At 64.2% G+C, this 23,856-nt stretch carries 22 protein-coding genes; 10 read left to right on the top strand and 12 right to left on the bottom strand.

Going from position 1 to position 23,856, the window contains the following annotated elements:
- Window positions 1–189: 189 nt before the first annotated feature.
- The 3 genes from A5790_RS23735 to A5790_RS23725 all read right to left on the bottom strand — a co-directional run bounded on the left by A5790_RS23735 (window position 190) and on the right by A5790_RS23725 (window position 2,699).
- Entirely contained in the window at window positions 190–1,560 is a 1,371-nt protein-coding gene (locus tag A5790_RS23735) for a hypothetical protein (RefSeq protein WP_369829812.1), read from the bottom strand.
- Window positions 1,557–1,790, bottom strand: coding sequence for a hypothetical protein (locus A5790_RS26325; RefSeq protein WP_231987878.1), 234 nt, complete (start codon window positions 1,788–1,790; stop codon window positions 1,557–1,559). Before A5790_RS26325 ends, A5790_RS23735 begins: the two co-directional genes overlap by 4 nt.
- A 249-nt stretch (window positions 1,791–2,039) precedes the next feature.
- Window positions 2,040–2,699 (bottom strand): YcnI family protein, encoded by a 660-nt coding sequence (locus A5790_RS23725; protein WP_197696875.1) that lies wholly within the window; start codon window positions 2,697–2,699, stop codon window positions 2,040–2,042.
- A 1,379-nt stretch (window positions 2,700–4,078) separates the two neighbouring features.
- On the opposite strand from A5790_RS23725, the gene A5790_RS23720 reads away from it, so the two are divergent.
- The 5 genes from A5790_RS23720 to istB all read left to right on the top strand — a co-directional run bounded on the left by A5790_RS23720 (window position 4,079) and on the right by istB (window position 9,235).
- A complete protein-coding gene (locus A5790_RS23720; RefSeq protein WP_064412550.1) occupies window positions 4,079–4,798 on the top strand; it encodes a DUF1326 domain-containing protein in 720 nt (239 codons plus the stop codon).
- Entirely contained in the window at window positions 4,780–5,634 is an 855-nt protein-coding gene (locus tag A5790_RS23715) for a phosphohydrolase (RefSeq protein WP_231987877.1), read from the top strand. The genes A5790_RS23720 and A5790_RS23715 overlap by 19 nt, the downstream gene beginning before the upstream one ends.
- A 173-nt stretch (window positions 5,635–5,807) precedes the next feature.
- On the top strand, window positions 5,808–6,374 hold the full coding sequence (locus A5790_RS23710; protein ID WP_064412551.1) for an MPT63 family protein: 567 nt from the start codon (window positions 5,808–5,810) through the stop codon (window positions 6,372–6,374).
- Between the two features lie 336 nt (window positions 6,375–6,710).
- Window positions 6,711–8,429 (top strand): IS21 family transposase, encoded by a 1,719-nt coding sequence (gene istA, locus A5790_RS23705; protein WP_008720624.1) that lies wholly within the window; start codon window positions 6,711–6,713, stop codon window positions 8,427–8,429.
- A complete protein-coding gene (istB, locus tag A5790_RS23700) occupies window positions 8,426–9,235 on the top strand; it encodes an IS21-like element helper ATPase IstB (RefSeq protein WP_006246577.1) in 810 nt (269 codons plus the stop codon). Before istA ends, istB begins: the two co-directional genes overlap by 4 nt.
- Window positions 9,236–9,283: 48 nt before the next feature.
- Here the strand turns inward: istB and A5790_RS23695 are convergent, their stop codons facing one another.
- From A5790_RS23695 to merA, 5 genes are read right to left on the bottom strand one after another with little or no spacing between them, the layout of a single operon-like run.
- Entirely contained in the window at window positions 9,284–10,162 is an 879-nt protein-coding gene (locus A5790_RS23695) for a cytochrome c biogenesis CcdA family protein (RefSeq protein WP_082961868.1), read from the bottom strand.
- Window positions 10,163–10,165: 3 nt separating this feature from the next.
- Entirely contained in the window at window positions 10,166–10,690 is a 525-nt protein-coding gene (locus A5790_RS23690) for a redoxin family protein (protein ID WP_064412552.1), read from the bottom strand.
- Complete coding sequence (locus A5790_RS23685; protein ID WP_006246581.1) at window positions 10,687–10,980, bottom strand: hypothetical protein; 294 nt, start codon at window positions 10,978–10,980, stop codon at window positions 10,687–10,689. The genes A5790_RS23690 and A5790_RS23685 overlap by 4 nt, the downstream gene beginning before the upstream one ends.
- 31 nt (window positions 10,981–11,011) lie before the next feature.
- Window positions 11,012–11,671: an organomercurial lyase MerB gene (merB, locus tag A5790_RS23680; RefSeq protein ID WP_006246582.1), complete on the bottom strand. Its 660-nt coding sequence runs from the start codon at window positions 11,669–11,671 to the stop codon at window positions 11,012–11,014.
- Between the two features lie 37 nt (window positions 11,672–11,708).
- On the bottom strand, window positions 11,709–13,133 hold the full coding sequence (gene merA / locus A5790_RS23675; protein WP_006246583.1) for a mercury(II) reductase: 1,425 nt from the start codon (window positions 13,131–13,133) through the stop codon (window positions 11,709–11,711).
- Window positions 13,134–13,238: 105 nt separating this feature from the next.
- On the opposite strand from merA, the gene A5790_RS23670 reads away from it, so the two are divergent.
- The 3 genes from A5790_RS23670 (at window position 13,239) to A5790_RS23660 (ending at window position 16,047) form a co-directional block, all read left to right on the top strand.
- Window positions 13,239–13,628, top strand: coding sequence for a heavy metal-responsive transcriptional regulator (locus A5790_RS23670; protein WP_006246584.1), 390 nt, complete (start codon window positions 13,239–13,241; stop codon window positions 13,626–13,628).
- Between the two features lie 806 nt (window positions 13,629–14,434).
- Window positions 14,435–14,842 (top strand): four-helix bundle copper-binding protein, encoded by a 408-nt coding sequence (locus A5790_RS26320; protein ID WP_064416756.1) that lies wholly within the window; start codon window positions 14,435–14,437, stop codon window positions 14,840–14,842.
- 488 nt (window positions 14,843–15,330) lie between these two features.
- Window positions 15,331–16,047, top strand: a complete 717-nt coding sequence (locus tag A5790_RS23660; RefSeq protein WP_066850046.1) for a dihydrofolate reductase family protein — start codon at window positions 15,331–15,333, stop codon at window positions 16,045–16,047.
- 277 nt (window positions 16,048–16,324) lie between these two features.
- Here the strand turns inward: A5790_RS23660 and A5790_RS23655 are convergent, their stop codons facing one another.
- From A5790_RS23655 to A5790_RS23640, 4 genes are all read right to left on the bottom strand, one after another.
- Entirely contained in the window at window positions 16,325–19,912 is a 3,588-nt protein-coding gene (locus A5790_RS23655; protein WP_064416755.1) for a DEAD/DEAH box helicase, read from the bottom strand.
- Window positions 19,902–20,666 carry a hypothetical protein gene (locus A5790_RS23650; RefSeq protein WP_064412554.1) on the bottom strand — a complete coding sequence of 255 codons (765 nt, stop codon included), beginning with the start codon at window positions 20,664–20,666 and terminating at the stop codon, window positions 19,902–19,904. Before A5790_RS23650 ends, A5790_RS23655 begins: the two co-directional genes overlap by 11 nt.
- A gap of 138 nt (window positions 20,667–20,804) precedes the next feature.
- Window positions 20,805–21,077, bottom strand: coding sequence for a hypothetical protein (locus A5790_RS23645; RefSeq protein WP_231987876.1), 273 nt, complete (start codon window positions 21,075–21,077; stop codon window positions 20,805–20,807).
- A gap of 477 nt (window positions 21,078–21,554) precedes the next feature.
- Window positions 21,555–22,793, bottom strand: a complete 1,239-nt coding sequence (locus tag A5790_RS23640; protein ID WP_064412555.1) for a hypothetical protein — start codon at window positions 22,791–22,793, stop codon at window positions 21,555–21,557.
- A gap of 102 nt (window positions 22,794–22,895) precedes the next feature.
- Between A5790_RS23640 and A5790_RS23635 the strand changes: the two genes are divergently transcribed.
- Both A5790_RS23635 and A5790_RS25605 read left to right on the top strand, forming a co-directional pair.
- Window positions 22,896–23,252 (top strand): MbcA/ParS/Xre antitoxin family protein, encoded by a 357-nt coding sequence (locus A5790_RS23635; protein ID WP_064412556.1) that lies wholly within the window; start codon window positions 22,896–22,898, stop codon window positions 23,250–23,252.
- Entirely contained in the window at window positions 23,249–23,815 is a 567-nt protein-coding gene (locus tag A5790_RS25605) for an RES family NAD+ phosphorylase (RefSeq protein WP_082681036.1), read from the top strand. The genes A5790_RS23635 and A5790_RS25605 overlap by 4 nt, the downstream gene beginning before the upstream one ends.
- The last annotated feature ends 41 nt before the right edge of the window (window positions 23,816–23,856 follow it).

Below are 23,856 nucleotides of genomic sequence, written 5' to 3'. Positions count from 1 at the left end.
TCGTCAATCTTCTTCTAGATCATGGGGGATTGGGGCTCTGATGACAGGAAGTGTGATGGAGGCGCCAGGTCGGTAATGAGTTACGGCGACAGCTTGCCAGCCAACGAGGTGAAGCTGTCAATGTTGGGTGTTGTCAGTTGCCCGGTGCGCGGCCCGAGATAGCGCGCCGCAAAGGTGGATCCTGCACGGTCACCCACCGAACAACAGGAACAAGCCGGTCAAGGTGTAGGCGACCATCGTGGCCATCATCGCGAGCTGTCCGGTCAGTTGATGGCCCACAGGCAGCGCACGCAACGCCTGATCGTGAGCGGAAACCACGGCGACCACATGCCCGATGACAACGCACGACACCTTGATAGTCCACAGCACCGTGGGATTCAGCGAAAGAAAGTACTGCACATCTTCGGAATCCAGCCCCAGCAAATGCCAGCCTCTGCCCAACGGATCTGCCAACCGCACGATCGTCTCCTGGCCACGCTCCACCAGGTACGAGAGGTAGTGCGCGAAGATGTATCCCACCACAATTGGGATCAGACAGTGAGCGAGTCGGCCCGGTAACTCGCGGCGCTGCTCACGGCTCACACCACCGGTTGCACGGGCAGCAACCGTAAACGTCCCTCCTACAACGAAGACGAAGAGCAACAGACCCAGGGTGCGCAACACCGCGCCCCCCGTCGACTCCGCCACGAGTGGGATGGCCGCGGCATTATTGTCGACGAAATTTCGGAAAGTCTGTGACTGCGAGAAGCTGTCGAAAGCGGTGGAGCCCAGCAGCACCGCCATCACGGCGACCGTGCCCGGACGCACCGGCATGGTCGGCAGATGATCGAGCGGATTCCCCACCACTAGGCGACCGGTCGCAGGGTCTCGCCGAAACGGCGCCAGCCGCGAGACCGTCACACTGTACACCTCAAAGGGGTCGGCCCGCGCGAACCACGTCGAACCGAAAACTGCTGCGCCCAAGAACATCACGACGACATAGGCGAGAATCCAAGTCTTGATCGCTGTCAGCGAGCCAGGGTCGGGGCTCGCCAACTCCAACCACACAAAGGCGAACAGGCCCAGCACTGCTGGCCAGTAGCCCATGCCGGACGGATACCCTCGGCGAGCATCGCTGGTGACCCGGCGGCGAGAGCCGATGCTGACGAGCCGCCACACAGTGCGCACGGGCGAGATCAACCGCCAAATCGGGCCGACGACAATCGATACAGCGACCAAACCCACCCACAACAGCACATAGAACGTGCCTGGAAGCGCGTTGCTGCTATCTTGTGGCCCCCATATCGCCGCCACCGCGACCCACACTGTGAAGACGAGGGCAGCCGCCGCGACGATCCACCGGACGACCGGATTATCAACGGTTCTCGATACCCACGCCGGTAAGACGCTGCCCGGCTTGGCCGGGTCAAATCGCGGAGTTCTCCACGCGACGATCACCACAGCGAACGTGAACACCAACGCCCACACGCCCGCAATTAGTGCGTACGACAGGGGCACCGGCAGATCCGTCGATCCACCTACACCGTGCGCTAGGAACGTCACAGCGGTCTCGGGCATCAAGGCTTGACTTCGATTGTGACGACCGTGCGGTGCAGCTCGTGCAGCTCCACATCGACACGCCCAGGAACTCCGACCATGAACTCGAATCGCTGACCCGGGCGTGCTTCCACGTCGAAGGTGCGTTCCGGAACCGAGTGGACATGGATGCTGTCGACGGCATCACTGCTGACCTCGAGCACGATCGGTTGACCGACCACAGCCTCGGCTTGGGCGTTGACAGGTGTGACCACCCCCTCGGCGATCGTGACCCCGATGACCGTTCCGGCCAGCGCACCGGGTGAAGATGTCGTGACAGCCCCTGTCGGGCCACGAAAGGAGGGAGACCCTGCGGGTAAGGGCGAGGCCGACTGATTTGACCCGCATGCCGTCAGAGCAACGATCACAGCCCCAACCGCCGCAGTCAGCAGAACACTGTGCTTCATATGAAAAATTCAGTCCTGTCGTGATTCACCTGGATTAGCTGCTGTGGTTTGCCTGCATCAGGTGGTGGACGGTTCACTCGCTGCAGAAGACGCCTCGGATGTCGCCGCATTCGGCGCAGCCGATCGTCGAGCGGCCCGGTCGATCGCAAACACTCCGAGTGCGAGTGCGACAACGGACAAGCCTAGCGCCGTCCATGCAATGACGGGAAGCAGATCGCCGCCCCCACTCGCCGCGGCCGGCGCTGCTCCGATGGTCACACTCGGGGCCGGAAACTCCGGATCGCTACCCTCAGGCGCCGGCTGCGTCCACTCGTCGGCTGTGCCATCGGAGAAGGTCTGAACGGTGGGCAGTGCCAAGGTGGCGGACTCCGGCATCGGGCCGGCATCCAGGCCGAACTCGACGAACTGCCCCGGAAGAATCCCGGGACCGGTCGCCGTCCAGGTCACCGAACTGACCACCTCATGCACCGGCGTGCCATCGTCTTTATAGAGGGGCGGGTCGATCTTTCGCTTCGTGGACGCGACTTGCCAGCCCGGCACCGGCTGCACCAGCACGGTCCGCAACTGCACGTCGTCGGGAATGCGCACTTCCACCTTTGTGGTGGCCGCAGTACCGGACTCTGTCGGCACTCGCAACGTGATGAGTCCGAACTCTCCCGGCCCAGCCCCATCGAGATAGGCATCGATATGAGCGGCGGCAGAGGGACTTACAAGCACAGCCACCACCGCACTGACCGAGAAAGCTCCGACAATACGTAGCAGGTATCTAAGCACGGCACCTCCATGTCCGCGGGCTCACAGGCCCTCAGCTGACTGGTCAACACAAGACGGCCATCGCGGCACACCTCGAACCGCCCGAACTTGCAGCGCCCAGCTCAAGTACTGATCAAGCTCAGTACGTATTAGGTCCCGAGAACGATAACAGCCGACATATGCCACCGCAGGTATTGATCACATGGGGAATGTCGGCCGGAACGCTCCACGTCGACGGCTTACCGGTTGATGCTAGCTCCAGCAAATCGAGTGAGTGCCCACATGCGAAGTTGGCGGAAGCGACGCGGGGACCGCGAATGCATGCTGATCCGGCCTTGTATCGGGTCGCCACCTCGAGCAACCAACATCGCACACTCAAGTGGATGCGAAGAATTCCCTAGTGCTTAATGTCGGTCAAGTGGCGGTCGGCCGAGGAACGCAAGCGCTGCGTCTTACCGAAACCGAGCCGCCTCGATTCCATCCTGGTTGGTGTCTGTGAAACGTCGCCTCGTACATCCTGAAACCCTTCGTAGGGCGAGCGGACAGATGCCGCTCGAGATCTGACCGCGACCCAATCGAAGATCTGAGATTCCCATCGAAAGGCGGTCGCCGAATCGCGGAAACCGCACTGACTCATCGGTTGTTGCGCGTAGTTGGCGGCCGGGCCTCACTGGTCCCCAGGGCGACTCGTGGCCTGAAGTGGCCTAAGCGACGCGAAGGGCAGCACCGGTGCGGGTGAACGTTCACTTAGAACCGGAAGCGGCTCGCCTCAGCGACTTTGGGCTGCCCCGCACGGGTTTGTCGTATACAAGGGCTTACTGCTGAGATTGGCGACGTAATGGCCGAACCGCCGTCCGTCGCACGCGAAGAACATTGCACATCTACGGACTTTGATAGTATTTGACTGCGGCTGGGGCGTCGACCCCACCCCTAGCTGGCGTCGCCGCCTCAGTCGCCCACTGTCAACCAGCAGAAGCCGTTGGCATGGGGCCAACCCGCCAAATCCAAGTGAAGGCTCTGACAAGGCAACGACCCTTTGCGGCGCCCATGGCCAACAGCACGTTCACCCTAGGGCCTTAAGGCGAGTGCGTAGGGCCACCGCGAACACGAACGAAGAGGATTTTGACTCGACGCTGCCAATGGCAGGCCCTTGAGTAGCCGATGCCATAGAGCTGCCCAATGGTGACCTGTCGGCCATTCACCATGATCAGACAAGCCACGGACGACGAGGTCGAAGGTACCTCGTCAATACCCCCAGGGGGTACTTGCGGGGAGGCGGCCGGAGAGCTACCCTTTCGTCGTCCCGGGCATTACCCCCCGGGGGTATATGGGAAGGAGTTCTGATGACTACAACATCGGCCACGGTTGACTGGCATCTTCGTGGTGACTGGTTCGACGTATGCAGCTGCAAGCTCCCCTGCCCGTGCAGCTTCGCACAGGAACCAACCCACGGCGACTGCCTTTTCACATTGGTTTGGCATATCCGAGAGGGGCACTTCGGCGGGGTGGACCTCACCGGTTTGAACGTGGTTTCGCTCGGCGAGTTCACCGGCAATATGTGGGTCGGCGACCCCGACGCCATGATGAGGTTGATGTTCTATATCGACTCCAGCGCCGACACCGCCCAGCGCGATGCCTTGGAGCGGATTTTCACCGGCAAGGAGGGCGGCTGGCCGGCCGAATTCGCCAGTCTCATTGAAGATCTTCGGGCCATTGAGTACGCACCCATTACGTTCGAGGCAGCCGATGACCTCGCCTTCTGGCGCGCCGAAATCCCGGGAAAGGTCGACCTACGTGTGGCTGCGTTGACGGGACCGACCTCGGACCCTGATCGCCGTGTGACCACCGCCAACGCGCCTGGTGCCGAAGTCGGGCCCGGCCAAATCGCAACCTGGGGGGTTGTAGAGCGAGACCACGCTGTGGGCTTTGACTGGTCCCACGATCACCGCGGCGGTTCGAGCAAGCATTTTCCCTTCGACTGGCGGCCCAACAGCGCAGGCGAATCCACGGTCACGGCAGAAATCACTTCGGACAAGGCGTCCTCATGCCAGTGCCACGCCTGAGCGCTGATACCGCCCGAAGCATCACCCACCGCCGGGTGGCCGCCCAGAACCTCGACCGTCCTGGGCTGGCCGCCGGTGGCTCAGCCGCTCCACCCGGCTTCGACTACGCGTGGGCTAAGGCCACCGGCGGCGCTTTGACGTCGGCGCAACGCCGCCAGCTGCTGACACCGCTGGCCCATGTCGTGGTGTCCCACGCGATCGGACGGCTTCGAGTGGCGCTGGGTTGGCGCGGCGCTGGGGGCATCGACCTCGACCGTATGCGGTGGCCGGACTCCCAACTGGCCAGAGATGCCGAACAGCAGGCACGCGAGGAGCTTTCACCTCATATGCTCCAACACTCGTACCGCACGTTTCTGTTCGGGCTTGCACTTGCCGCCCTCGATGACGCACCGGTCGACCACGAATTGGTCTACGTCGCCAGTCTGTTGCACGACCTGAATCTCGAGCAACCGACACCCGGCCATTGCTTCGCCGTCGTCGGCGGCGAGCGCGCCGAGCAGTTCGCGCTTCAACGTGGTGTCTCATCCGAGCGGGCGGCGGCGATCGGCGCCGCCATTTCTGGGCACATCACCGTAGGCGCGGCCGGTAATCTGGCCGACCCAGCCGGGTTCGTCTCGGCAGGGGCATTCGTCGACGTAGCCGGGGTGCGGCTACACGAACTACACCCTGCATGGGTCGAGCAGGTACTGCGACGGCATCCCCGGCTGGGCTTTCGAGGCCATCTCCTCACGGCCTTCGCCGCCGAGGCGGCCGCCGTTCCCGATGGACGCATCCATTGGTGCCTGCGCTACGCCGGCTTCAAACCTCTTGTGCGGCTCGCGCCGTTCGCGGAGTAGCAACAACGGCTTACCCGGTTCGGCGGCGCTGCCACACCGAGGACAATCGTATAGCAAAGCCATCGCCGCCCTCACCTACTATCTAACTACATAGATCATCGCCTAGGCTGCCGCATATTGCTTGCGCGATCTGAGCGGTCAACCACCGCACAAACCTTCGAAAAGGAGTTACGATGCGACGACATATCCGGCTCATCACCGCGGTCCTGGCCGCGCTCATGGGTGTGGCCACAGCGGTGGCGGTACCCGCCTCAGCCCGCGACCACGCCCACCATCAGTTCGGGACGCCTCAGCAACTTGTCGACGCCGGCGGCGCCATCGTGCAGGAGTGGACTGTCACGGGTTTGCAGAGATCAACGGCCGCGCTTCCGGGATACGCTGCGCGGGGCCAGATCTGGGAAGCCACTGCTACAGTGCGGGCGGTCACCGGCACTGTGACGCCAATCATCCCGAACCTCCACGCGGTCACCCCTGGTGGTCAGAGGTGGCCGGTGCTATGGCAGATCGCCAACCCGCAAGGACTCCCGGGCGCAACGTTGGCGCAAGGTCAAACTGCTAGCGGGAAAGTCTATTTCGACGTCATCGAAGCAGAGCCAATGGCCGTGATCTACGACAACGGCAGCGGTGAACCGCTGATGTGGTGCTGTGCTGACGGCATGACGATGCCTATGCCGATGGACAACTGCCCCATGTGCGCGACCATGAGCCAACCCTGTCCACACTGCCGCGATGCGATGTAGCCGGCGCGCCTGCACAACCACAGTCGCGACGGCGAGCCGGTCAGCAGTTCCTCGCATCTCGCACCATCGAGACGTCCGAGACGGAACAAGCGGCTTGATCCAGACCATCTCACCAACAACTTCTTTCTGCGGCCTCACCGAATCGACATTCATCTGGTCCCCGGACAGCGCCTAGTCGTGGCGGTGACAGTCTGATTCGGGACCAGTGTGACGGTCTGATTCGGGACCCACCCGGGCTTCGGCGTGGCGTCGTGACGGCTTGATCTGGACCCACTTCCGTGGCGTCAGGAGGACCCGCATCCAGCGGTCCTCGCGGCACCGGAAGTGGGTTTCGGGATGAGGGTGCGTGTGGAACTGTTCGCTGCGATCCGTCGGGACGCCCGGGTCGAGGGCATGTCGATCCGAGCGCTCGCACGCAAGCACCAAGTCGGACGCGGCACCGTTCGCCGGGCCCTCACGTCCGCGGAACCACCGCCGCGGAAGACCCCGGTGCGTTCCTCGCCCCGGTTGGATCCGTTCAAGTCGGCCATCGACGACATGCTCCGCGCCGACCTTGAGGCGCCGCGGAAGCAACGGCACACCGCCCGCCGGATCCACGTCCGCCTCATCGAGGAACACGACGCCATTGAGGTGTCGTACTCGACGGTTCGCGACTACGTCCGCATCCGCCGCACGCAGATCGGCCTCGAAGCTGGCCGCCGGGTCGAAGTCATGATCCCCCAGGAGCACGCGCCAGGCGCAGAAGCAGAAGTCGACTTCGGCGAGCTCTACGTCATCCTGGCCGGGGTGAAGACGAAGGTCTTCCTCTTCACATTCAGGTTGAGTTACTCCGGGAAGGCGGTGCACCGGATCTACGCCACCCAAGGCCAAGAGGCGTTCCTCGAGGGCCACATCGCCGCGTTCAACGAGATCGGCGGCATCCCCGCCCGGCACGTCCGGTACGACAACCTCACCGCCGCAGTCACCCGGGTCGTCAACGCGCGCGGTCGTGAGCGGGTAGAGAACGACCGCTGGGTGCTGTTCCGCTCTCACTTCGGGTTCGACGCGTTCTACTGCCAGCCGGGCATCGCCGGGGCACATGAGAAGGGCGGTGTGGAAGGCGACGTCGGCCGGTTCCGCCGCCAGCACCTCGTGCCCATGCCCGTCGTCGACTCGCTCGACGAGCTGAACGAGAAGGTCCGTGCCTTGGACGCCGCCGACGACCGCCGACGGATCTCGTCGCGGATCCGGACCGTCGGCGAGGACTTCGCGACCGAACGCGAGAACCTCGCGCCGCTCCCGGTCGAGGGGTTCGACCCCGGGCTGATGCTGAACCCGATGGTCGACCGCTCCGCGATGATCACCGTCCGCATGGCCCGGTACTCCGTCCCGGCGCGGTTCATCCACCGCCGCGTCCGCGTCTCCTTGCGCGCATCCGAGGTCGTCGTGTTCGACGGCCGACTCCAGATCGCCCGGCACGCCCGCGTCATCACAAGGGGTGGCCAGTCGGTGAACCTCGACCACTACCTCGAGGTGCTCAAGGGTAAGCCGGGCGCATTGCCAGGCTCCACCGCGTTGGCGCAGGCCCGCGAATCGGGGGCGTTCACGCCTGCGCATGAGGCGTTCTGGGCGAACGCCCGCAGGCGGCTCGGGGATGCGGTCGGCACCCGGGAACTGATCGACGTGCTCCTACTGCACCGCGCCATGGCCGCCGACGAAGTCGAAGCCGGGCTGCTCGCCGCAGTGAGCGTCGGTGCAGTCTCAGCTGATGTGGTCGCGGTCGAAGCACGCCTGCACACCACCCTCGCAGCGCCCACCGGGGCCAGTTCAGACCGTCATCCCGTTGCGCAGCCCAGCGATGGCGAACGACGAGATGGCGACGCCAAGCGCAGCCGGAAGGTCGTGTCCCTCACCGAACGCCTGCTGCTCGACCCGGCCGCGGTCATCGCCGGCCTCCCGCCCGACACCCGGCCGCTGCCGTCGATGGAGAAATACCAGCAACTGCTCGGCCGCCGCACCGGCACCGACCACCACCCCGACCCGATGAGTCCCGATGAGAGCGGAGCACCCCGATGAGCACAGTCACCAGCGTGACCACCACCTTGCGCCGCCGCCGCGGCCTGACCGAGGAAGCCGCCGTAGCGGCGGTCGACCAGGCCTGCCGGAGGCTCCGGCTCCCGACCATGCGGGCCCTGCTTGGCGACGCGGTCGCGGCGGCGAACAAGGACCAGTTGACCTACACCGGATTCCTCGCCGAGCTGCTCCTGGCCGAGTGCGACGACCGCGACCGTCGGTCCACCATCCGGCGCGTGAACGGCGCCGGGTTCCCGCGGAGCAAGTTCCTCGCGGACTTCGACTTCGACGCCAACTCGAACATCAACCCCGCCACCATCCACCAGTTGGCGACCGGCGAGTGGGTGCGGAAGGGCCAGCCGCTGTGCCTGATCGGGGATTCCGGCACCGGCAAGTCTCACCTGCTCATCGGCATGGGGACCGCAGCCGCGGAAAAGGGATTCCGGGTAAAGTACACCCTCGCCACGAGGCTGGTGAACGAGCTTGTAGAAGCAGCCGATGAGAAGCAGTTGGCCCGCACGATCGCTCGTTACGGCCGCGTCGACCTGCTCTGCATTGACGAGCTCGGCTACATGGAACTGGACCGCCGCGGCGCCGAACTCCTCTTCCAGGTCCTCACCGAGCGAGAGGAGAAGAACAGCGTGGCAATCGCGTCCAACGAGGGCTTCGCCGGCTGGACCAAGACCTTCACGGACCCGCGCCTGTGCGCGGCCATCGTCGACCGCCTCACCTTCGGCGGCAACATCATCGAAACTGGTACCGACTCCTACCGGCTGGCGTCGACCCGGTCAGGGAACGCGTCGCGGTGACGCAATCAACCGAGCCTGTTTCGTGCGCACGCCGCACCCGGTGGGCTGTCACTGCGTGCTGTCCCGCGTGGTCATCGGGCGCCCCCGAAGGATCCGGCGGCGTCGCTGGAGAACCCCGAGCGCCAGCACTACCAGCGCAGACGCGGCAGCGAGCGCGCCGATGAGTGTCGCCCGTGTCTGGATCCAGCTGGAGACCACCGCGGAGACGTCAGTGAGTCCGCCACCACGGCCCGCGGCGACCGGGGCGTCGCTGGTGGCCGCCGGGTACCAGTACCAGGCCAGATAGGCGCCGGTGAGCAGCAGGACGACAGCGGTGACCCGTGGGCCATGGCGGGCCAATCGCGCGACGTGGGGGGTGAGTCCGCTGCCTGCCGCGGCGGTGGCCAGGGCGAGCAGCAGCAGGACGGTCGCCGAGCCAGCAGCGTAGACACCGAAGACGAGCAGGAGCCCGGCATAGCTGTAGGTGGCCTGCGCCTGCGCGATGACCGCGAGGATCACCCCGAACGTGCACGACAGCGAAGCCAGCGCGTAGCCGACCCCAAACGCAGCCATCCGGGCAGTGGGTGGGAGTCCCGCGGCTGCCCGGCCGGGGATCCGAGGCACCCGCACCGAGACCGAGCGTCCGGCTAGCATCCACAGGCCGAGAACCACCAGCAGGATGCCGACGGCCAGGCCAAGCGACGGCGCGGCGCGAATCAGCCCTCGGGCGCCGGCGCTGACTACCAGGCCAGCTGCCGCGAGGGTGCCGGCGAACCCCACCGCCAACACGAGACCGGCCCGCAGCGCCCGCAGCAGCCGCACCGGGACCGTTGAGGCATCGGTGTCGCCGAGGGTGTGGGTGATCCAGGCCGGGAGTAGCGCGAACCCGCACGGGTTCACGGGCGCGACCATGCCGGCCGCGAAGGCGAGGGTGAGCAGTCCGCCCATGGGTCAGGCTCCGGCCTTTGCCAGTTCGGCGGTGATCGTCGCGGCGTCGGGGTCGGTGGCGCGGAAGGTCACCGTGCCGTCGGCGTCGACGACGATCAGGGTGGACAGAGCGGCCACCTCGAATCGCCGGGAGAGTGCCGCGCCATCGTCGATTGCGGCCGGTACGTGTTCGGCGTCGACGGACTCCATGAAGCCGCCGATCAGGGCCTTGGATTCGCCGGGGTCCATGTCGACGGCGAGGAAGCTTGCCACGGTGCCGGCGTTCTCGGCGGTGGTGGCGGCCTCGCCGAGGGACCGGACGCCGTTGACGCATTCGCCGCACCCGACGGAGAAGAAGAACACCGCGGTGGGCTTCCCGTTGGCGGGCAGGCTGATCTGCTGGCCATCGACGCTGGTCACGGTGGCGGGTGAACCGGAACCGGCGGTCGCGGGGTCGGCACTGTTGCCGCAGGCGGTCAGGGTCAGCGATCCGGCGGCGAGTACGGCGGCGATCGAGAGCGCGGCGTGGTGGCGGCGGGTGATTCTCATCGGTTCTGCTCGTCCTTCGGGTCGACGTTTTCGTTGGTGGGCATGGGCGGGCAGCAGCCGTGGCCGGCGGTGCCGCCGCCGCGGCGGGAGATGGCAATCAGCGCGAGGATCGCCAGGGCGATCCCGGCGCCGATGACCCACGGGTTGCGGAGGAACGCGCCGATACCGGCGATCGCGCCACCGGCGATGAGGATGGGGAGCAGGGCGCAACAGGCGACCATGAGCAGCGCGGCGCCGGCTCCGAGGAGCAGGCCGCTGCCTCCCGGGCGATCGTCGTGGTTGGACATCATCGGTGTTCTCATTCCCTTCAGTGGGTATGGGTCAGCAGCAGCTGTGGCTGTCGTCGGCCGCGGCGGGCGCCTGGAGGCGGTTGAGCAGGCCGGTGGCGAGGGCGGCCCCGATCCGGCACGCCTCGGCCACCGGGACCACCTCCGCGCCGGGGTGCTCGGCCAGCCAGCCCGCGGCGTCCTCGGGGGAGGTGAAGTAGTGCACCTGGTTGCAGAAGGAGGAACGGATCGAGGTGATCTGCTCCGGGTTCACCAGCGACACCACCGCGGTGGGCGGATCGACGCTGGTTGCACCTTCTGTGGGGTCGACGTTGACCCGAACCGGCTCGCCGCTGACCGGGGAGGCCGACTCCACCTTTGCCGGGCGGTCCAGCAGGGCGGGGAAGATCAGCGTGTCCAGCGCACACCAGGTGTAGAGCTCCTCACCGGCCACGGTGAACCGGTGCGGGGTGGGGCGCAGGGTGAGGCCCTGGCCGATGATCCGGCCCTGATCGTCGTACTCGGTGTCCGGCACCGCCGCGAGACCGCGCCGTACGTCATCGAGGGTGCGGCTCGCAGCCGCGGCGAGTTGCTCGACGGTGACGGGGTCGCCGTCGACGAGCAGCCGCAGCAGCGGGATCAGCAGGCCGGCGTCAAGGCCGGTCTCCTCGGGTCGGGTGAGTCGTTGGGGCAGTTGGGTGCTGAGGTCCGACATCGCGGATGCCTCCTTCGTTGAGTGGGGTGGGTGCGGGTCAGGCGCAGCAGGAGAGCTTGGAGACGTCGGTGGTGAAGGCCTTCGCGACGATCCGGATGCCCTCGGTCATGGTCAGGTAAGGCGCCCAGGCGTCGGCGACCTCGGCGATGGTCTTGCCGATGATGTGGACGCCCGCGGCGGCCAGTTCGCCGGCGTCCTTGGCGACCGCGGTCAGGCCGAGGATCTCGCCGGTGTCGGCGTTGGCGACCATCTTGATGAAGCCGCGGGTGTCCCGGTTGACCAGCGTTCGCGGCACGTATTCCAGCGGGAGCACCCGGCAGTCGCAGCGGATCCCGGCCGCGAGGACTTGGGCCTCAGTCATCCCGACTGCGCCGATCGCGGGACTGGTGAACGTGACCCGGGGCAGCCGCATGTAGTCCACCGACCGCTCGGCGTCGGTGAAGGCGTTCTCGGCGACCACGGTGCCGTGGTGGGCGGCGACATAGACGAACTCGGGGTGCCCGGTCACGTCACCGGCCGCCCAGATCCGCGGGTTGGAGGACTGCAGCTGGTCGGTGACCACGATCTCGCCGACCTCGCCAGTCTTCACCTCGACCGCGTCGAGGTTGAGCCCGTCGGTCACCGGTCGGCGGCCGAGAGCGACCAGAACCTCGTCGGCGCGGAACTCCTGCGCGCCACCGGAGACGTCCGCGGTCACCACCACCTGGCCGGTGGCGGCGTCGCGGGTCACGCGGGTCGGGACCGCTCGGCGGACCACCCGGATGCCCTCATCGGCGAAGACCTCCTGCAGCGCCTTGGAGACCTCCGACTCCTCCTTCGACGCGAGCCGGGACCGAACCAGCAGGGTCACCGTCGACCCGAGCCGGGCGAACAGCTGCGCCTGCTCCAGGGCCACGTAGCCACCACCGAGCACCAGCAGCGAGTCGGGGACCTCGGTCAACTCCATCGCCGTAGTCGAGGTCAGGTACCCGGCCTCCTCCAACCCTTGGATCGGCGGGGCCCAGGGACGGGACCCGGTGGCCACCAGGTACTGCGCTGCCTCGATGGTCTCGACGCTGCCATCCGCCGCGGCGACCTCGAGCAGGGGCGAATCCGGAGTGCCGGCGAACGCGGCGTTGCCGCGGCGGACCTGCCAACCGTAGGAGTCGGCGACGTCGACGTACTTCTCACCCCGCAGGGCCTCGACGAGATCCTGCTTTCCGCCGATCAGGGCCGGCATGTCCACCGCGCCCGCGACGCTGGCGATGCCCGGGAACCGGGTCGGCGCGTCCGCGGCCACGTGCCGGGCCTCCGCGGCTGCGATCAGTGCCTTCGACGGCACGCAGCCGGTGTTCACACACGTGCCGCCGAACGTGCCACGCTCGACCATCACCACCGACTTGCCCAGAGAGGTCGCACGAATGGCCGCCGCGAACGCACCGCCGCCGGATCCGATGATCGCGAGGTCGTACCTGGTCTGCATCCCGATTCCTCCCAGAACTGTTGGGAAACGCTCCTGATGCAGCGATACTGGACCTTCCAGTAAAGGGGAAGGTCAAGCGAGACCTGCGACACGATGGAGGCCGGGATGCGGATCGGAGAACTCGCCGAGGCGGCAGGCACGACCACCAAGACTCTGCGGTTCTACGAAGAGCAAGGGCTGCTGCCCCCGGCCGAACGCACACCGGCCGGCTACCGCGACTACACCCCCGACGCGGTCAGCCGGATCGACTTCGTCCACCGCGGCCAAGCGGCCGGGCTCACCCTCGCCCAGATCAAGCAGATCCTCGACATCCGCGACCACGGCCAAGCTCCCTGCGGCCACGTACGTGACCTGCTGGACGCGCGCCTTGCCGACATCGACGCGCAGATCGCCGACCTCACAACACTTCGCGACAACGTGGCTGCGCTCCGCGACGATGCAGCCCTCCCAGAGCCCGAAACCTGTAGCCCCGATCAGGTCTGCAGATACCTATAGCCCTCGCCACTCGGCAGTGACCACCGAGACCAAGGGCGTGATTAGCCGGTGCCAGGTGGGTCCCAGTCAGGCCGTCATCGTGGTCCCAGATCGGGTTGACACAGCCAGCCTAGTCGACTGTACCGACTTCAGCTGCGCATTAATGGCGGAGTCGTGTGCTTCTCATGGCCATTTGCATGCGTCGTTGGGCCGCGGCTCGCTGTGGCCAGGTGGGTGACAACTAATTGGGCAGTAGGGGAGACCGCCCACTGGATGGAGCTGGTCTCCGGCGCGGGCACCCGGTGTGTCGGGAGTTGTGAGGTACCGTCGCCCTTTCCTCTCGAGCCATTTTTGTGATTGCAGTGGCGATCCCGTAGTCGACAGCTTGATCTCAACCAGTACGCGGCCACGTACCACTTTCACGATTCTGACTCTGACTCATCGCTAGCGGCGGCACTTCCTTACGCCTGTCAGCTCGCTGACGAGGCGGCCCGAAGCTCGAAACCGCATACACGGCTGGCGGCGGCAATGCTCGTTGCGGCCCTCGACAGCTTCGCCAGAAGTGTTAGGCGACCAGTTTTTGCATAACCGTGGTGATACTAACGAAGTCATCGGGGCCTACGCCGACGACCACGCGACGCCCGACCGGCACATGGATTGAGGCGGCACGGTGCCGGCCCGTCTGTAGCGACGGCGAGCCATCCGCACATGACTTATCTGTCCGCGATTCATCTCTACGGGGTTCAACCGTAGATCGTTGGGTATGCGGCTGGTGCCCTACGTTGACGCGTTCGGCACAACTGTTGCGATGGATCGGAGGAGAATTAATGAGCAGCGCAGCGAGAATGCTGGAGACCTACCCTCAAGACCTCGGTGAGGTCGATCGGGCGGCGCTGGCGAAGTGTATCGACGCATGCGGTGACTGCGCGCAAGCTTGCACCACTTGTGCTGACGCCTGTCTGAGTGAGGATTCAGTGCAGGAGCTGACCAAGTGCGTTCGTACGAACCTCGACTGCGCCGACATGTGCGCTACCACGTTGCGCGTCTTGTCCCGACACACAGGGTATGACGCGAACCTCACCACCGCGATCCTCGAAGCGTGCGCCTCGGCCTGCCGTTCCTGTGGTGACGAGTGTGAAAGCCATGCCGGCCACCACGAGCACTGCCGGATCTGCGCAGAGGCATGCCGGGCGTGTGAGCAAGCATGTCGGGAGCTGCTGACGTCACTGGGTTGACGCGGCAACACGACAGCGCCGGCACGACAGCTGGGCAGCTCACCCGGTCGGGCATGCGTTCCATGGATACGCGCTACGGAGTCCTTGCTGCGATGGCCTAAGCGTTTCACGCATGACACAACCAGTTGGAGGGAGTTTGTCATCAGCGCCGTCCCGGCTACGAGTGCAGACATACACTGCGTTGCCGTCAGTGCGGTAATGGCAGGTGGTCTTGTCGAGCCGACAGCCCAACACCGAATCAATCTGCAGGGCCGGGCGCAACAACCGCGCACTAATGCGCCGATATGGAAAGCCCCGAGTGTGGGGTACCTTGTCCACATGCCGGCAGACGGCTGGTGGCTGACGCGGATTACGCCGGAATGTAGCCTGCAGTACGAAGCTGCGAGACCGTCGTCTTGATGTTGCCGCCGTCCTACCAGGTCGAGTCACCAGGCGCATGCATTGCCGTCCCAGCGTTCTGTCGGTGAGCCGGCGAGCCAAAACTGTGAGTGGTTGACCTCGACGGCTACATCGTCGACGAGGCCGACAACCTGGACTGGTTGACCTCTCGTGATGTCGACCAGACGGGGCCATTCAACTACGACGAGTTCATCGCGACCATCGGCACGGTGGTGATGGGATCGGCGATCCAAGAGCGGATCATCGCCATCCATCCGGGCCCGTGGATGCACGAGCAGCTGTCATGGGTGCTGACGCGACGACCTGACATCGTCGCCGACGGGCATTCGGTGCAGACGTTCGACGGCGACGTCACCCGAGTTGCATCCCAAGCTGGGTGTCCGCGGCGTCGGGTAAGGACGTCTGGTCGGGTAAGGACGTCTGGGGTGGTGGTGGGTGGCGGTCACATCGCCGCGCAGTTCGTCTCGGCCGGACCCGTCGACGAGATGATCGTCAACTACGCGCCGTGTTCGCTGGGCGCGGGTTTGCGGGTGCTGCCGGTGCGCTCAAAGTGGGTGCTGGTCGACTCGGCGGTCAATCGGGAGTTCCTCTGCGCCCGGTGGCATAGGGCCCGAGGATCGGCCAAAGTCTTCGGCTGCTGTCGTTTGGTGCGCAGGCCGCCGGGTAACCACGGCGGATTCACACCATTTCGACAATTCAGGAAGGCGGCAGCCTGGTGTTCATTCACAACAAGGGCGGAATGTTCGCCGCGGCTGTCCGGATTCACAGCGAATAGCGGAACCACATTCGTTCGCAACATTGTGTAACCACAAAGTCGTTGAATGCGGCGTCTCATGGATAATAGAGATTATCCATGCGCTCAGGATGCGCTGGGCGGCAACTGGATTGGGACGCGAGCCGCTCGAAACGTCTGTGAGACCTACCGATATATTGCTGCGCAGCTTGCGCGAGTGTGTTCTAAAGTATTGATACTGTGAAGTGGCCTGGAAGGCAGGATAAATTAGTCAGGACTGACCCCTACCTCGGCGGATAGTCTTTACCGTTCTGGACAGAGCGCTCTGCTGTGCTTCTAGATTTTTGTCGTCAGCTACTGCGATGGGTCGGGGCGAGGAGATCTCGCGGACCTCGGTAGTGCAATTTAATTCCTGAAGAACCCGATAGCCGACGGGCGTGCAGAACGCCCTGCCGATGTGGATTGATGTCGACCATCGCTTCGCCTAGAGCGTCAAATCCTGTGGACCACAGAGCGATCCTGCCCGGACCAGCGTCTGTTACGCGCAACCACGCACCCGCCTCTGGGATAGTACTGCGCCAAGCAACTTCCTCAACGCTCTCGACATGGAGTGCCCAACTATTCGAGCGCAGGCGGTCGGCGCGGTTCACAAACTGCTTCCACGCGGCGTGCGACTCAACGGTTGGCCAGTCCGGTGATTCGGTGAGGTCTGGGTCTAACTCTCGGATCCAGTCGCGCATCTCGGACGATGAGCTGAAGGTCGCCTCGGAGTCGGTTACCGCAGCGATCGCCGCGGCGCGGTGGTCGAACCCGGACCGGATGAGCACCGATGCCGACCGGTTGAACGTTCCAGTCTCGATGGCCGTCAGAGCGGTACCGGTAAGCGCTGTGGCGACTATATTTTCGTGAGCAGTCTCGTAAACGCGGGCGGCCTCCATACCCCAAACAAGTCGGTACACGACGTCTGCTTCGATGAACTGCGCAACTTCGACAGGATCCTCACCGAGAAGACCCAGAGGCGCTCCGCTCAGCCAGTGAACAAGGACCGGCTGCCATATGAGCGACGTCTCGGGCTTGAACTCGCTCACGGCAAAGAGGATCGTAGCGATCTCGAGAAGGTTGCCTACCGCAGCGTCGGTGTCGTTCTTTTCGATCGCGTTCTCAGCGTGAAAGATCAGTTCAACGACTCGAGCTGCGGCTAGTCCAAGCTCGTACCCAGACGCCGCACCCAGCCCCGCGAGGTACCAGCCGCGGCGCTGAGCCGCCGTTGAGTTGCTCCACACAAATCGGGCGCGGCTGCTCACGAGTTCGCGTAATGCGTTGGCCGCCTGCTGATTCTCGAGTCGATTGAGCTGACGCTCCCACAGGGAATCCCGCAGCGCATCAGCGATGAGTTGCGTCACTTCATCTGGATCAGACTCGTCTTCGCCACCGATGCTAAGCAGCGCGGTGTCAAGCAGGGCCAGGCTTGAGGACCACGTCTGCTCGGCAGTGTCGCGCACCTCGGTGTCCTCACCAAGGATGACAGGGAAGGCCCAGTCGACCCCTCCGGTGAGGTAGTCGATGAAGGTTTGCAGCTGAGGAGAGCCTGCCGCTGCGTGCATCCGCCGGACTAGGTTTTCCGCCACGGTGATCAGCCCTGAACGCAACGACTTGCCGGCGTCTCCGACAGTCAGGTCGAACCATTCGCGTCGATGGCGTGGGGTCGGCTCGTAGCGGGGGTAGAGCACCAAGCCCTCGGTGTCGACGAACGCTCGACCAGCCCGCCCTATGACGTTGGCGAATTCGGACCCCGTGAGCAGAGCTCGCCCTCGGCGGATGCCGTGAAAGAGCACGACCGATGCGGACAGGTTCAGTCCCTGGGCCAGGGTGGGAGAGGCGACGGTCACCTTGATCACTCCGCGGTGCAGAAGTCGTTCGACCTCGCGGCGGAACGGCCCGGGCAGTGCCCCATGGTGGATGGCGACACCGACCCTGAGACATCCCAGGATCGGATGGTCGGCACCGAACCACTCGGCGCCGATTGCGAGCGCCTCGTCAAGATCGACCTCCGACGGAAGGACTGAGTCAATGAACCCCTGGCCACGGAGTTTAAGGATCTCACGTGCGTATGGCTCAACCGAGTTTCTCTGCGGACAGAAAATGAGGACCGTCTGCCCTTCTTCCACCAGCCGCCACGCGGTCGCGATGACGAGTTCACGGTTGTCATGCGGGAACGGATTTCTACGTTTGCCGCCACTCGGTGTCTTCGCTTCGATGTAACGGGGAATGAAGGACTGTTCTTGTTCGAAGGTCATCGCAAGGCGGGCGTGGTCGGTTAGCCATTCGACGAGCCCGAAGCGCTGGCGAGTGGGTCTCCAGTTTTCGCGGTGGAGTCCGTCGGGCTCGTCGTCTGTCACCCATGCGACAAAGTCGTCGAGATCTGGGCCGGAAGGGAAAACCGCGGAAAGGCAGACGATGCGCCGCGTGTCGGCGTCGGCGCGCCTGATCAGGCGCTGGACCTGAGCCTCGTACCGGACTTCGCGGTCTGATGGCCCGATCATATGTCCCTCGTCGAGGACGACCAGTCCGACGTCGTCGAGGACGGTCCGGTCCGAGCGCAACGCGAAATCGAGCTTCTCGGGCGTCGCCACGACGATCTGGCTTGATCGCAGCGCGTCTTCGTCGACGTCGCTGACGCCCATGCTCCCGTACAGAGTCGAGACTTCGGCGCCCAACGGGGTAAACGTCCGCTCTAGAACTCGTTCGGTCTGAGCGGACAGGGCACGCAACGGCGTGACATACACGACTCGACGCCCTTGGGCCAGGCAAGCGAGGATGCACAACTCAGCGATGCGTGTCTTGCCGGCGCTGGTGGGCAGGGCAACGACGAGATCCTTGGTGTCTTCGAAGATGCGTTGCACCACGTGCAATTGCGATGGCCACAAGTCGATTTCGGACTGCCCTCGTGCGAACAACGCTGATACAAATGTTCTGCGGAGATGGTCCCAGTCGATTTCGCCGGTTCCGGGCGTCTCGTCCGATGCGGTCGCCGCTGGTGGGCGCGGGACAGGGATATTGGCCCTGATACTGGTCTGCCCGAGGTCACCGAACAGGCGCCGTGTAAGCCGGTACACCCACCAGGGCCCCGGAACACTAATCTCTTGCGATGCTTGTTCACCGGTCGCGAGATCCGCCAGTGCTGCCTGCAGCATGTTTGTCTGGTTGTACGCGAGGGCGAACAGTGCGCTGGAGACAGCTGAAAGGTAATGCTCGCTGAGCAGCAGTGCGATGGGTCCCACACCACTCGCATCGCTACTCGTCGTTGCCTCGGAAGTAGGTGTCGTTTCCGGCTTCTCGTCGTCGTCAGTGGGATCGTCGAAGCTTTGCGTCTGTAGGGCGTCGAGGAGTGCCCCGTCTGTGAGTTCGGCAGACGACCGTAGGGCAATCGCGCGCGTCTCGATCTGCGTGAGGTTGCGAAGGACGAGATCGGCGAGTGTGTGTTCCATCGGCGTTAGTCGTCCGGAGTCGATGCTTGTTTGCATCAGGGAAAAGGCGCGTGCCGCATAACCGGCCAAATGGCTTGCAGCCCCGGCGATCAGGCGGTGGAAGGCCATTCCTTCGTCGGGTTCGGCGTTGCGGGTTGCAGCCTCCAGTGCATAGGACGCTTCGATGAAACCAGTCTGCGCCTGTTGTTGCCGCTCCTGCGCTGTCGGAACGCCGTCGCTGTTCTCTGGGTCGCCCGCTTCCAGGAGTTGAAGACTCGTCGCGATCAGCGCGTAACCGTAACTGAGCAGGTCGTCATCGAGATTGGCGCCGAACTGGGGCGCGTCTTCGGGCAGTATCCCGTCGCGCCGGATCATGGACTGCGCCTGCCCTCTGGCTAGAAGCCGCCGACGGAATTCAGGGGCGGTCGCCTCTTGCACGCTCGCCGCGAGGGCGCTGGCATCACGTGTCATCGGCCAGCGCCTTCTCGTAGGCGGTGCGGATGAAGTCTTGGTGGGCGTTGACTCTCAGCGTCATCGCTAGCTGCTTGATCATGCCGTTGTAGGCGGTGAGGTCATTCTGGACGAGCTGGCTCGGGTCACTCGCCGTGAACAAGAACATCACGTGAGTCATTGCACCGGGTCGTACTCCCTCGACCAGCTGCAGTCTTAACACCGCCTCACCCAGCGCGTCGTCCGGGGTACCGAGAAGCCGTTCCGCGAAGTGAGTGAGTGAGTGCGGCGAAGGTAGACCGTCGGTTCGCTGTAGCCCTTCGCGAGCATCCTTCACGACCTTCTCGGTGATCGAAACTCCGCTTTTCGCTTCGACTTTCACCAGGTGTACGCGAGACTGAGCGTCGACGAAAGCCCCGAGAACGTCGTCTCCGCGCATTGCCCACTCTTGATGGTCGCGGTGGATGAGTCGGCTCGGGCCGACAACGTAGTCATGGTCTTCATGAACAAACGCCGTTGCGAGGATCTCCCCCATATCGCCCGACCGCGCATTCGCCTTGGTGGGAAACCTATGCCGAAGAAACTTTGCGACCTCCTGCTTGCCCAGCTTCTCGGCGATGAGCGCAAGAGTCTCGGTTTCCGCGTACTTCTCCGCCAAGGTGGCCGCGACAGCATCGACGCCCACTGAGTCGTCGTTTGACAGCAGCATACCCGCGGTGTGCTTCTTGACTTTCACGAATGCCGCTGGCTGACACCAGCTCTCGAAGTCAGTCACATGGTTGCTCCGCGTTGCCGTCGTGCTCGGCGTGGGCGATATGAACAGAGCCCGCCCCGCTTTTCATTGGATTATCTGACATCAACCCGTAGAGGCAGCCCGGATCGTCCAGGGATTGAGTGGCACGAGGGTGTTCCGTCACTGTACGGCCGCAGGATGTCGGCCCGGGGACACGGTTTCGACGAATGCGCGTGCCGCGGCGGCGAGTTTCGTGTCCGCGGCGGCCAGCGCGTCCGCCTGCAGCTGGGTCAGTGCGATGTACTCGGCCCGGTAGGTATCCGGCCAGTTCAGTTGGGCGGCTGTCCGCCATGCGTGGTCCTGCAGTGCTCGGTCGCCGAGGAGCCGGATCCGCAGCCCACGGTCGTCGAGAACGTTCCGACCGCTCGGTTCGTCGATCTCGCCGCGGTGCACCGTTCGTGCACGAGGGCGAGCGTCTGACGACGCAGCAGTGTGGGAGCCGCCAGGCTGTGTTGTGGTGGAATGGTCGCTCCGCCCGGGGCGAGGTCGATGGCCGCCGCTGCATCGATGACGAATGTTGTCATACCAGTACCTTCGCATGGGACCGCAGTGTTCCGACGGGTTTCCCTGTCGTCGTTTCTCCAGGTACGCGACAGCGGTTGCAGGTGTCGGATCGATGGAGGCCCATCCGCCGGCTCGCTTTGACTTGGTTGGTCTTATGGCGAGCGGGCCCTTGAAGGTGCTCGCTGTTGGGATCCGATCCGGCGTTAGGCTGGCGAGTTGATCGCGATCTGCTCGATGCCTCGCCGCAGGTATGGGAGGCGACGTGCACACGGATCGCAACCGGGGCTTCGGCGCACGCCTGCTGGCTTTGCAAGATGCTGATGGCCAGTGAGCTGGCCTTTCCTTCGAGTGATCTAGCTCGAGTTCTTATCCGGCGCGACGGTCGCTCTGAACGCGAATTGCATCAGCCACTGTAGTTAGCGCCCGAAAACTCGACTCGGGGACTCTCTCCTTGATGTCCGACTTGGCTAGGATCTCGTTAGCTGAGCGGGCGACGTCGGCTGCCCGCTCAGCAAGGCGTGCGACGTGATTGAGCCGCCAGCTTGCATCGGGCATGCGATTGAGCTCATCAAGCTCGCGTGCGCGTGATCGGACGGCATGTTGGCGCCAGTCGGTCGTCATGCTGGACGCCCCGTTCGGACAGCAGGTGGGCTCCGTGCATGTGAGAGTTCCCCGGAGATGGCCGTTATCTATCAGGGCTTGGGCAACGCGGCCAGATACGCTGCGACCAAAGCGGCTCAGGTAGATGTGCCGGGGCATCTTCAGTTCTTTCTTCTCCTTGGGTGGCGGCTTCGGTCGCCGCGCACGGGAAAGCTGTGCAAAGTCGCACCGCTCGTCAATACCGGGTCCCGTCTGGTACCCCACTGCACCGGCGGCGACCGCCGCAAGACCATATTGCCCCTGACGCCAAGCGATGACCGGAACTGCGGCGCCTACATGTCGTACGGTGGCCAAATACGCGCCGAGCCTGTCCTCGGTATCACCATTTAGGGCACGGCTAGAAGACAGGGCTACCGGCACATACCGGACGTTGAGATCGGCCAGGCTGCGTAGGAATTCATCGACGCCAGTATCCCAATACCTTTGAGCCCCAAAGCTTTTTAAGCTACCGACGAAGATCGGTGCGACTGGGAGGTTGATTCGTTCACCTGTAAGGTATTCCGCGGCTTTCCTGTTGGCGGCGAGCTGAACCCGAAACCAGGGATCTGTTGGAGATTTCGCGTAGAAGTACGGGGGCACCAGAATCGACGCGCCATGCTCAAGCTGAAAGGCAAGCGATTTCTGCACCAGCGTGCCCAGTGCTGTCTCCTCAAAGAAATGGTCAGCTGAAAATGCCTTAGCGTCGGCGTAATCGAGCGCAGCCCAGCCCTTATTAGGGACCTGCTCGTCCTGAAACAGATGGGTTAGAGGGTCGACGATGATCGGCAAGCCAGCGCCCTCGGCGGCCTGGCGCAGCGCTGGCTGTGCGACGGCGGTCGGTGCGTCGATGACGAGACCGCGCATCGGCACGCTGCGCCCACCAAAAGGCACGCCCGCAGTGGCCGGCGCCAGAAGTTCGTCGACAACGAGGTTGTCGGATCGGCCGGCGCGCACGAAGAGGTTCACCGCTGCCCTCCTATCCAGTGTTTTTTCCTGTTGATCGGGATCTTTATACGTACTATAGTGCGAAGTGCAGAGTGAAATCTAGCATGAATTCTGAGGAGAAGTATGAACATGGCCGCTGGCAAGGCGCAGTCCCTCGTCTACACCAGGGTTGTGGCTGACGCGCGTCGAGGGCTGACAGTTAGTGAGATCGGCGGGGTCACCGGTGTCAGCGAGCGGGCGGTTCAGAATTGGGCGGCCGGCAAGAGTAGGCCGGAGGGCGAATCGAGGGAGCGCCTCCTTGAGCTCAAGTACGTGATCGAAGGACTAGCAGATGTCTATGAAGACGAAGGGATCGAGATCTGGCTACACTCCCGCCAACGAAGCCTCGGCGGCCGATCCCCGCTAGAGCTGTTGAGGGACGGTCGGTTCACTGAGGTACTAGACGCCATCGACCGACTGGCCGGTGGTCCTAAACGATGAACCGGCCCAGAACGCTGACGGAGCGGGTCGCCGGAGTTGGTGGCGTCGACGTTGCCGGCGAATTCCTGCGCCACGCCGCACCTGATCGTGATGCGTTCGCGGGTGGATACGCTGGTCGCTGGGGCGAGTCGTTTCCAGTCATATATTTGGGCAGGCCGCTCGACAGCTGTGTCGAAGAGGCGTATCGGCACCTCGTGGATGACGCCGGTGTGCCGGCACATTTAGTGAAGCCGCGTGTCTTATATCGAGTGCAAGTGGAGGTCGAGAACGTCCTCGACCTGCGCTCGGCTTATGCGCGTGGGGAAACTGGTTTGGACGACGATGACATCGCTTCGCCGGTAGGAGATTACAGAGCCTGTCAGCGCGTCGCCGCGACAGCTCATCAGCTCGAGTACCACGGGATAATAGCGCCAGCGGCGACTGGCCTGGGTGAAACGCTTGCTCTGTTCCGTCAGCGCGTCAGCATTGTCGAACTTCCGGTGGTTGTGGATCGGCAGCAGTGGAGTCAACTCCCACCGCGGCCCGGTACCGAACCTGCGCGCTTGTCCATCGTGAGCGATTGAGTCACCTCGCGCACACCCCGCGCAACATTTGAACGCGTTGT

Source organism: Mycobacterium sp. 852002-51152_SCH6134967, assembly GCF_001667105.1.
Classification (GTDB): Bacteria; Actinomycetota; Actinomycetes; order Mycobacteriales; family Mycobacteriaceae; genus Mycobacterium; species Mycobacterium neumannii_A.
The sequence above is the reverse complement of the archived record's forward strand: the minus strand, read 5'-3'. Positions and strand labels throughout refer to the sequence as shown.